4 protein-coding genes are annotated in these 1583 nt (G+C 70.4%); all 4 read right to left on the reverse strand.

The genetic code is table 11. The annotated features are described in order from the left end of the window. Positions 1 to 339 precede the first annotated feature (339 nt). The 4 genes from VGB14_07625 to VGB14_07640 all read right to left on the reverse strand — a co-directional run bounded on the left by VGB14_07625 (position 340) and on the right by VGB14_07640 (position 1437). Complete coding sequence (locus tag VGB14_07625) at positions 340 to 489, reverse strand: hypothetical protein (GenBank protein ID HEX9992779.1); 150 nt, start codon at positions 487 to 489, stop codon at positions 340 to 342. Between the two features lie 3 nt (positions 490 to 492). Further along, positions 493 to 912, reverse strand: coding sequence for a hypothetical protein (locus VGB14_07630; GenBank protein ID HEX9992780.1), 420 nt, complete (start codon positions 910 to 912; stop codon positions 493 to 495). Next, a complete protein-coding gene (locus VGB14_07635; protein HEX9992781.1) occupies positions 905 to 1090 on the reverse strand; it encodes a hypothetical protein in 186 nt (61 codons plus the stop codon). Before VGB14_07635 ends, VGB14_07630 begins: the two co-directional genes overlap by 8 nt. A 101-nt stretch (positions 1091 to 1191) precedes the next feature. Further along, positions 1192 to 1437, reverse strand: a complete 246-nt coding sequence (locus VGB14_07640; protein ID HEX9992782.1) for a DUF87 domain-containing protein — start codon at positions 1435 to 1437, stop codon at positions 1192 to 1194. Between the last annotated feature and the right edge of the window lie 146 nt (positions 1438 to 1583).

Raw genomic sequence — 1583 nt, forward strand, 5'->3', positions numbered from 1 at the left:
GTGGACAGCGCCTCGTAGGTCACGTCCACCGCCGCGTCGAACGCCTTCGCTTCCGGAGCGGGAAGGTCGGGGCGGTCACCGAGGTCGCACACCAGCGCCGCCATCAGATCGTGCGACGCTCGACTGACACACCGCGAGAGAGGCCCCGATCCCGTCGAAGCCAGGACACCACGCCGAAACCCACCCCAGCGGAGCCGCTAGCCAACTCGCGGCGATGGAGGCCGAACCGGGACCGCATCGGCCGGAAGGCGAAGCGCCACCGACCCACGTTCACGATGAGACGAGACGACACGCCTGGCAGCCTTCCGGCTCGGAGACAGGCAGGGAAGGATGCACGGGCTACCGGTTCGCCCAGAACGACGCCTCAGCCTCCATGCGGACGATGTGGTCGAGCAGCAGTTCCACGAACCCCCACGACGCGCTCAGCGGCCCGCACGTCGCCGCACGCTGCTCCTCCAACGCCGCCTTCGCCTCCCCGACCACGTCCAACGGTCAGCCGCCTTCTGTTGCAGGTTCGACGCCGGGACAAACAGACGTTGGGGTGAGACGGAACACGCGCTCCCCGAGGTGAAGGACCGGCGGGCCGTCGCCATAGCGCGCCACCTCCATCCCCGGCGGTGCCTCGCCACGCTCCACCGCCATCCGGTTCGCCTTCGCCACCAGCACGTCGAACATCACCTCCGCCCGCTCCCCCGGTGCCACAGCCGGCTCGTCGGGAAGCGACTCGCGGAGACACGACACGCCGAGCGCCGCTCGGGCCTCCGGGTCGTCCAGCAGATCACGGAGCAGGTCAACCGCGGCGTCGACCTCCAGTCCGACGACCTTGGCGCGGACGCTCCCGTCGACCTCTTCGAGGCGCCCGAGCAGTACCCGCTCGACCGCTGCTCGGAGGTCCCGGCTGACCTCAGCCATTGCCGATCACCGCACCCCAGTGCCACCCGCAGAACGCGTAGACCGTCTCGCCAGCTTCGACGTACGAGTCCCCGCACTGCTTGTCGTCGTGGCCCTGCGCTGGTCGGCTGCACCACTCGCGGCACAAGGCGGCGAACTCGGGGATCGTGTGGGTCGCCTGCTCGTCGCTCTCACCCATTGGTTGTCTCCGGTCCATCGGCGCGGCGACGCGCTCGCACCTCGTCGGCAGTGGCTAAGGCGACGCGGACCGCTCTCTCCAGTGCTTCTCGTCGTCGGCGTTCAGCGTCCCGTTCCGCGGTGAGCGCGTCGACGGTGGCGAGCAGGCGGGCGGCCATCGGCCGGCGAGCGGAGCCCCCACCACACCCCGATCGGGTCGACCACCACGACCGGCAGGCCGGCGGCGACCATCTCCTCCACCATCACCGCCGCCGTGTACGTCTTCCCGACGCCGCGCTTGGCGAGGATCGCGAACGTCTCGGTGACGGCCTCCACGGGGAGCGTCAGCCCGGCGCCGATGTTCAGCACGACGACAGCACCGCCTCGACCTTCGCCACCAACTCCGCCGGAGCCGACCACGGGGCCGCCTGCTGGCCCCTCCACGGAACTGGCTCAGGCAGGGGACGCACGTCCTCCAAGAGCCAGGCGAAGCGGCCCTCGGAGTAGTCGCCGAA

Source organism: Acidimicrobiales bacterium (assembly GCA_036399815.1).
In the GTDB taxonomy this organism is placed as follows: domain Bacteria; phylum Actinomycetota; class Acidimicrobiia; order Acidimicrobiales; family DASWMK01; genus DASWMK01.